The sequence below is a fragment of the Thalassolituus alkanivorans genome (assembly GCF_020447205.1).
In the GTDB taxonomy this organism is placed as follows: domain Bacteria; phylum Pseudomonadota; class Gammaproteobacteria; order Pseudomonadales; family Oceanobacteraceae; genus Venatoribacter; species Venatoribacter alkanivorans.
Map to the genome: position 1 here is coordinate 41,871 of NZ_JAJAEL010000013.1, position 7,558 is coordinate 49,428.

Sequence of the window (7,558 nt, forward strand, 5' to 3'; positions counted from 1 at the left end):
GCGGCATTTGGTTCCGTTCAGGAAATAGGTCGACTGACCATCGCGGGTCACCTGACGACGCAGACTGACTTCGGCATAACCGGCATATTCACCACGCAGGGTGCCGTCACTGTTATCGAATATCAGATCAACACTGGCCTTGCTGACCGGTTTACGCTCGGACGAGCCATTAAAAATAACGTCGGTCATGGCATCGCCACGCAGGTATTTGGCTGAGCTTTCGCCCATTACCCAGCGCACCGCATCGATGGTGTTGGATTTACCACAACCGTTAGGGCCAACGATGCCGGTCATATTGGTACTGAACGGCACGGTGGTCGGGTCAACAAAAGATTTAAAGCCGGCCAGTTTGATGGCTTTCAAGCGCATGTTCAGGCCTCCTCAGCCATCGCTGCCAGTACCAGTTCGCGCTGGTGCTGGCCATAGTTCTGTAGTAATCCCGGCAGGGCCCGCAGATTGCGTTTTAACACGGCATCCATCAAACCGGCAAAAAAGCGCGCGGCGTACTCCGTTTCCTGCGGCGAGCGGCGGATCGCCAGCGCATAGGTGCGATGCAGCGCTGGCTGCAGATCTTCCAACACTTCCGCCAGATACTGATTACCGGCGATAGCAAATGCCATGCGCATAAGAACAAAACCGGATTCAACAAAGGCGACTTTGTCTTCGCTTTGCTGCAGTTCCTGAATAATCTGCACTTGTGCCAGCAACGGCCGGATATTGTTATCGGTCCAGTTTTCCGCAACCCGCTGTGCCAGCATCGTCAGCAGGTCGATGTACAGATCGTACAGGCTGTTAACGCCCTGTTCGGTCAGCGTGGTCACCACGGCACCACGGCGCGGCAGAATATCAATCAGATGGCGGCTTTCGAGTATCAGCAGGGCTTCACGCACCGAGCCACGGCTGACTTCCAGCTCACTGACCACGCGGGTTTCCTGAATACGCTCACCGGATGTCAGCTGCCCCTGAATAATACGTTGCGCCAGATAGCGGGCAATCTGTTCGGAAAGGCTTTCAGGCGCAGAAAAACTCATCGGGGTCTGTTCCATACTGATAAAAAAACCGGCGGCGATATTAGCACAGAATGCTGCACAACCGGGCTATGCCATAGCGTCTGCAGCGCATTCCTGCGTCCGGTGATGCCCATCCTGCCAACATTGACAACGGATCACCCGAAATGACGCAATTGCCTGTACCACCAACTCCCGCTCCGCTGCAGGCTGACCGCAAATGACCAGAGAATAAGACGGATATAACTGAAAGATTGTCCGACAATCCTACAAACAATAACAACAACCCCATGAGGAGATGTCGATGTCTGAACAAGCACCAGGCTCACGTATGCTGACGTTTAAAAAATACGCCTACCTGCTGGTCGTGGTTCCGCCATTGCTGCTGCCACTGTCGCAATGGCTGTGGCAAAACATTGGTTACGCCAACCTGCTCGCCTTCTTTCCGTTGCTGTTTGTTTACGGCATTGTCCCCATCCTTGACCACATTATTGGCCAGGACCCGGTGAATCCGGATGAAACACGGGAAGTACCGAAGCTATCGGAAGAGCGTTTTTACCGCCTGCTGACGCTGCTGTGCCTGCCGATGCAGCTGGCGGTTCTGTTTTATGCCGGACACGTTTTTGTAAGCGCAGAGCTGAACTGGGTCGGACAACTCGGCTGGTTACTTTCTCTCGGCACCGTGGGCGCTATTGTCGCCATTAATGTCGGTCATGAACTGATTCATAAAGACCCCAGACTTGAGCAATGGACCGGTGGTCTGTTACTGGCCTGCGTTTCTTATGGTGGCTTTAAGGTTGAGCACGTACGCGGCCATCATGTGCATGTGTCCACACCGGCCGATGCATCTTCTTCACGCTACGGTCAGAGCCTGTATCAGTTTTTGCCCCATGCTTATCTGCACAACTTTCTCAATGCCTGGAAACTGGAAGCCAAACGTCTGCGTCATAAAGGCCACTCACCGTTCAGCTGGCGTAATGAACTGATCTGGTGGTATGGCTTCAGCCTTTTACTGGCAGCGGTATGTGGAGCTTTGTGGGGCTGGATGGGGGTGTTTTTCTTTGCTGCCCAGAGCTTCTTTGCCTTCAGCCTGCTGGAAGTGATCAACTACGTTGAACACTACGGCCTGCACCGCCGCAAGCTGGACAATGGCCGTTACGAGCGTCCGGATATCGAACACTCCTGGAACAGCAACTACCTGTTAACCAATCTGTTCCTGTTCCAGCTGCAGCGTCACTCCGATCACCACGCTTATCCGAAGCGTCGCTATCAGGTACTGCGCCATCACGATGTCAGCCCACAGCTGCCCAGTGGTTACGCCACCATGGTGGTGCTGGCCCTGATTCCGCCACTGTGGTTTAAGGTAATGAACCCTCGCGTTGAACGTTACTACAAAGGTGAAGAGCACCAGCTGCAAAGTGCTTAAACAGAACACCGGCTCAGAACAACGCCAGACCCGCCGTGGCAACAATGATCAGCAGCATCAGCAACAGTTGCCACGGCTTTACGTTCTCACCGAACAACCACACGCCCCAGCAGGCCGCACCGATAATGCCGACGCCACGCTTAACGGTTTCAACAATGCCCGGATGAATCTCCGTTACCGCCAGCCACTGGCCGCTGACCGCCAGCACAAACACCAGTAAAGCCAGCGCCATTAATCCCCATGGGCCGGAATAACGCGGCACAGACAAACGATCACGGCGGCGTAATGAATCAACGCTATAGGCCAGCAATAACACCAGACACATGCCGGCACTCTGAATCAGGCCGTGAAAAAAGACCGTGGCCGATGTCAATGCCATCTTGTCAAAGACAATGCCCGTGCCCCAGCACAGAGCGACGACCAGCATCAGCCCCAAACCCGCACCTGCTTCTTTTGGCCTGAGCAATAAATTCCAGCCCGAATGCAGCAGAAAAATCGCCAGCACAATGCTCAGCATCGCCAGCAACTGCACCCCGCTTAACCGCTCCCCCAGCAAACCCGCGCTGAGCACTGCTGCCACAACCGGCGTAAACGACAGCACCGGCACCAGCAAGGCAATACGGCCGACACTGAGTGCTTTGATATAGCAGACACTGGCCAATGCTGATACCAACAGCGATACCAGCCCCGGAAGCCAGTAACCCGCCTCCGGCAGTGACGCCCCCCGAGACAACCACAACAACAGATAAAGCGGAGTAACGCCGGCACTGAGCCAGATAGCCAGAGTCAGCGGCTGTGCATGAGCCGTCAGTTTTTTGCGCGCCAGATCGAACAGCGACCAGGCCAGCGCAGATAGCAACATAAACGACATAGCAGTCCCGGTGATGATAAATAAAGCCATCTTACGTGTTCACCGGACCGACGTCAGCGACCTGCTGAAAATGAATCAGGACGATGCACTCTGTTTTTTTATTGCGCAAAAAGGGGGCAACTGAAAAAGAGAACAACCCGGATGTACGATAAAAACCCGGATAAATGCCAGCGAGCAGCAAAAAAATAAAACTGGCACGTCTTCTGCTGAACATATTGCATTCCACATCAACGGCGATATGGAACACAACCTGAATTTCCGGATAACGGCGTCCACTCCGCTTGCATACTGCAGGTGGATGGGACGCCGTTTTTTATTTCCGGACAGCTGTTGAGAAATTTCTTAAACGTTAATGAGGTAATGCTATGTCTTATCTGATGCCTGCCGAGTTTGCCACCAAAATGGTAGATGCCGGTGAAGCAAAAATTTATATGTCGACCCGCGATACACTGGTACGCGCTTTTATGGCCGGTGCCATTCTCGCTTTGGCAGCGGTTTTTGCTGTCAGCGTTGCCGTTGCAACCGGTTCACATCTGATTGGTTCCATTCTGTTTCCCGTTGGTTTCTGCATGCTCTATCTGATGGGCTTTGATCTGCTCACCGGTGTATTTATGCTGACTCCGCTGGCCTGGCTGGATCGTCGCCCTGGTGTTACCTGGGGACAGATTCTGCGTAACTGGGGACTGGTTTTTCTCGGTAATTTTGGTGGCGCGTTAACCGTTGCTTTCCTGATGTCATTTATTTTCACCTACGGCTACAACACCGATGGCGGTGCTATTGCTGAAAAAGTTGCTCATATCGGTGAAGCCCGTACTCTGGGTTACGCTCAATACGGTGCAGCCGGCTGGTTTACCATTTTTATCCGCGGCATGCTGTGTAACTGGATGGTTTCTATGGGTGTTGTCGGCGCCATGATTTCCACCAATGTCAGCGGTAAAGTGATCGCCATGTGGATGCCGATTATGCTGTTCTTTTTTATGGGCTTTGAACATTCCGTTGTAAATATGTTTCTGTTTCCGTTCGGCCTGATTATGGGTGGTGAATTCTCGGTAATGGATTATTTTATCTGGAATGAAATTCCAACCGCACTGGGTAATCTGGTGGGTGGTCTGGCCTTTACCGGTTTGACCCTGTACGCCACCCACGTCCGTACTGCCAAAAAACGCGCGCTGATGTCAGCACAGACCCAGGCTCAGCCACAGATGTAAATTCTGGGCTTTATAAAGCTCAGGTCATAAACACCAGCCATAAACCCTGGCAATGCTTGCCGGGGTTTTATGGCTGACAGTCTGCAGCGATGATTTATGTCCTCTCTCCGTATTCAGCTTGGCCAGTATTCCTGCGCCGGACGCAAAGCCGTTAATCAGGATTTTCACGGCGCCTGTCTTGCCGATACCCTGCAGAAAGAACGCAAGGGTATTGCCATTGCTCTGGCCGATGGTATCAGCAGCAGTAATGTCAGCCAGATTGCCAGCGCCGCTGCTGTTAAAAGTTTCCTTGAAGATTATTACTGCACCCCTGATGTATGGAGTGTGCGTAAATCAGCGCAACGGGTTATTCAGGCCAGTAATTCCTGGCTTTACAGTCAGACGCGGCGCAGTCAGTACGCCTGGGAGCGGGATAAAGGCTATATCTGTACTTTTTCGGCGCTGATTCTGAAATCCACTCAGGCGCATATTTTTCATTGCGGTGACTGCCGCGTTTATCATCTGCAGGGACACTCGCTGGAGCAATTAACCCAGGATCACCGGGTACAGATTTCTGCCGAACAAAGCTATTTAGCCCGCGCGCTGGGCATGGACCAGCAGCTGGATATTGATTACCACAACATGCCACTGACTGCCGGCGATGTTTTTATTCTCGCCACCGATGGCCTGTATGAATTTGTCAGCCACGGACAAATCACAGAAGCCATTGCACAAGCACTGAAAATTAACAGCGAAAATAGTCTCGAACTCTGTGCACAGCAACTCGCTGAACTGGCATTGAACCAGGGCAGCGACGACAATATCAGCATTCAGCTGGTATATATTACCTCACTGCCCGATACCAACATTAATGAATGGCAGCAGCAATTACAGCAGCTGACGTTACCACCGGTACTGGATGAAGGCGCAGAATTCGATGGTTTTACCCTGCTGCGCCGTTTGCATATCAGTGGCCGCAGTCATGTGTATCTGGCCCGCGATCAGGACAGTAGTGAAAAAGTCGTTTTAAAATTTCCGGCCTCAGATATTCAGGCCGACAGCGCCAGCCTTGAACGTTTTCTGCTGGAAGACTGGATTGCCCGGCGCATCGACAGTCCCTGCGTATTGGCAGCGGCACAGAACAACCGGCCAAAGCAGTATTTATACAACGCCACGGAATGGATTGAAGGCCAGACACTGCGCCAGTGGATGCTGGATAACCCGCGGCCCGATTTAATTAAAGTACGGGATATCGTCGCCCAGATAGCAAAAGGCTTAAGAGCTTTTCACCGGCTGGAAATGCTGCATCAGGATTTAAAGCCCGACAATATTATGATTGATGCTAACGGTTGCATAAAAATCATTGATTTTGGTGCCGTGCAGGTTGCAGGTCTGGCAGAAACGCATCAGTCTCCGGCGGAAAATCCTTTTCCGGGCACCGTTCAATATATGGCGCCGGAGTATTTCTGCGACGGTTATACCGGCACGCATTCCGACCTGTTTTCTCTCGCCGTCATCACCTATCAAATGCTCAGCGGCGGCGAATTGCCTTATGGTCTGAACGTCGCGAAAGCGCGGACGGTGCATGCGCAGCGACGCCTGCAATACCGCCCGCTGGCCATACCTGGCCGTAACATACCGCCGTGGATCGACACCGCTCTGGCAAAAGCATTGCAGCCTCTGCCACATAAACGCAGTGCGGAGTTATCTGAATTTATTTTTAATCTGAACCAGCCCGCTGAGGATTATTTGCGTCAGCAGAAGCCACCGTTAATGGAGCGCGATCCTCTGCTGTTCTGGCAATCAACCACCGCCATACTGCTGCTGACGGTGGTCTGGCTGAGCTGGAAGCTGTTGCACTAACGCGGCGCTAGCAAGGCAATAACGCCAGCATGTTTCAGTTCTGCCAGCGCTCAGGGGCATAGGAAAATACCGGTAACGACCAGCGCCAGCGGATCGCTGCCAGACGCATGGCCAGACCAACGGAAAAAGCCGCCAGCATGGTGACGCTTTCGTTCACACCAAAATGCAGCAAGGTTAAATACAGCAGCGCGACCAGTAAAGAAACGCTGGCGTATAACTCGTGGCACAACACCTGTGGGGTCTGATTACAGAGAATATCGCGCAGAATACCGCCAAAAATACCGGTAATAATGCCCGCCATAACCACCACCGGCAGACTGTAATCCAGCTTCAGCGCAACATTGCAGCCGATAATGGTAAAGGCCACTAAGCCCATGGCATCAAGAATTAAAAACAAACGCTGTAAACGATGCATAAAACGCGCAACCACCATGGTCAGCAAACCGGCGGATACCGTGAGATAAATATAAGGGGGATGCTGAGTCCAGGTAACCGGGAAATTACCCAGTAGGACATCACGTACAGTGCCACCACCCAGCGCCGTTAAAAAGGCGATTAAGGCAACACCAAACATATCCATATTACGACGACCGGCGGCGAGCGCCCCGGACATGGCTTCAGCGGTAATAGCAATTAAATAGACAGTGGTCAGCACACAGAACTCCTGCGTAACCTGTGCCCCTCCCCCTGTCCTGTGTACCTGAGAGTTTAACCGTACGGAATGGTCCGCCGGCTTGCTCCTTCGGTGGACTGCATCAGGTGCAGCCTCTCTCCAGATGGCCTATCAATGAACCCGCAGTCCGGTAGCCTGAGCGTTTATGGGAGTTTGCGCCTTCGGCGGGTGTACGGCTGAATGCCAGCTTAGTGACAAATAACACACCACTCTCCTGCGGGGCCGCCATTGTAGACAATCGGGCCACAGAACACCAGACGCTGAACAAATGATCAGTTTTATATCCCCGCCAGCCTGAATCGCAGGCACAAAAAAAACGGCCGGAGCCCACTGCTGTCCCACAGTTTGGAGTGACTGGATGTCACTCCAAACTGCAGCATTCCTCAGCTGCTGTTTTTCAATCTGAAACGCCTTTCCGGGGCAAGCCCCTGGTCCCCTGCAAGGAGAGGTATCTCCTTACGATCCTCTCTTTTCGGCGCGTCCGGCTTCATCCAGCCAACTGCAATGATTATGCGGCACGCAAAACAATTC

The 7,558-nt window shown here is 52.7% G+C and carries 7 protein-coding genes and 2 riboswitches; of the genes, 3 read left to right on the forward strand and 4 right to left on the reverse strand.

What is annotated here, in order from left to right; genetic code table 11:
• Together LGT44_RS08755 and LGT44_RS08760 are read right to left on the reverse strand one after the other, a co-directional pair.
• Window positions 1-369: AAA family ATPase (locus LGT44_RS08755; RefSeq protein ID WP_230333569.1), on the reverse strand; the 369-nt coding region annotated here is incomplete at its 3' end.
• A gap of 2 nt (window positions 370-371) precedes the next feature.
• A complete protein-coding gene (locus LGT44_RS08760; RefSeq protein WP_145469470.1) occupies window positions 372-1,031 on the reverse strand; it encodes a GntR family transcriptional regulator in 660 nt (219 codons plus the stop codon).
• Between the two features lie 280 nt (window positions 1,032-1,311).
• Between LGT44_RS08760 and LGT44_RS08765 the strand changes: the two genes are divergently transcribed.
• Window positions 1,312-2,433 carry an alkane 1-monooxygenase gene (locus tag LGT44_RS08765; RefSeq protein WP_230331658.1) on the forward strand — a complete coding sequence of 374 codons (1,122 nt, stop codon included), beginning with the start codon at window positions 1,312-1,314 and terminating at the stop codon, window positions 2,431-2,433.
• A gap of 13 nt (window positions 2,434-2,446) precedes the next feature.
• On the opposite strand, the gene LGT44_RS08770 is transcribed toward LGT44_RS08765, so the two are convergent.
• On the reverse strand, window positions 2,447-3,334 hold the full coding sequence (locus LGT44_RS08770) for a DMT family transporter (protein ID WP_230331657.1): 888 nt from the start codon (window positions 3,332-3,334) through the stop codon (window positions 2,447-2,449).
• A 335-nt stretch (window positions 3,335-3,669) separates the two neighbouring features.
• On the opposite strand from LGT44_RS08770, the gene LGT44_RS08775 reads away from it, so the two are divergent.
• Together LGT44_RS08775 and LGT44_RS08780 are read left to right on the forward strand one after the other, a co-directional pair.
• Window positions 3,670-4,512, forward strand: a complete 843-nt coding sequence (locus tag LGT44_RS08775; protein WP_225691748.1) for a formate/nitrite transporter family protein — start codon at window positions 3,670-3,672, stop codon at window positions 4,510-4,512.
• Window positions 4,513-4,608: 96 nt separating this feature from the next.
• Window positions 4,609-6,354 carry a bifunctional protein-serine/threonine kinase/phosphatase gene (locus LGT44_RS08780; RefSeq protein ID WP_230331656.1) on the forward strand — a complete coding sequence of 582 codons (1,746 nt, stop codon included), beginning with the start codon at window positions 4,609-4,611 and terminating at the stop codon, window positions 6,352-6,354.
• Window positions 6,355-6,388: 34 nt separating this feature from the next.
• Here LGT44_RS08780 and LGT44_RS08785 read toward each other — a convergent pair whose 3' ends face one another.
• A complete protein-coding gene (locus LGT44_RS08785; RefSeq protein ID WP_225691746.1) occupies window positions 6,389-7,009 on the reverse strand; it encodes a trimeric intracellular cation channel family protein in 621 nt (206 codons plus the stop codon).
• 22 nt (window positions 7,010-7,031) lie between these two features.
• A riboswitch (glycine riboswitch) is annotated at window positions 7,032-7,140 on the reverse strand.
• A riboswitch (glycine riboswitch) is annotated at window positions 7,141-7,254 on the reverse strand.
• Between the last annotated feature and the right edge of the window lie 304 nt (window positions 7,255-7,558).